The organism is Colwellia sp. MB02u-14 (genome assembly GCF_014076915.1).
Lineage (GTDB): Bacteria > Pseudomonadota > Gammaproteobacteria > Enterobacterales > Alteromonadaceae > Colwellia_A.
In genome coordinates this window covers 1-259 of sequence record NZ_JACGUX010000091.1, presented here as the reverse complement: position 1 = coordinate 259, position 259 = coordinate 1, and the positions used below count along the sequence as shown (strand labels likewise).

Genomic DNA, 259 nt, shown 5'->3' with positions numbered 1-259 from the left:
TTTGCTAAGATTGATGTCATGGGAAAAGATCTGGTGGCGGGGTTTATCACCGATGATTACAAGGCCTCGGTTAAAGAGGTACTAGATAAGGCTCTGCAAGGTGAAGAGTCGGCTAACTATGAATTCCCGCTGTATACCAAAACGGGCGACCGGGTGGATGTGCTGTTGAACTCCTCTTCACGCCGGGATGCGGCAGGTCGTATTGTGGGGGTTGTGGGGGTTGGACAAGATATCACCGAGCTCAATAAGATCCGTAAGG

Annotated in this window: 1 protein-coding gene; it reads left to right on the top strand. The window is 50.6% G+C overall.

Annotated features, from left to right (window positions below; genetic code table 11):
- Positions 1-18: 18 nt before the first annotated feature.
- A partial coding sequence (locus H4J52_RS20605; RefSeq protein ID WP_259367894.1) for a PAS domain S-box protein occupies positions 19-259 on the top strand: 241 nt, incomplete at its 3' end.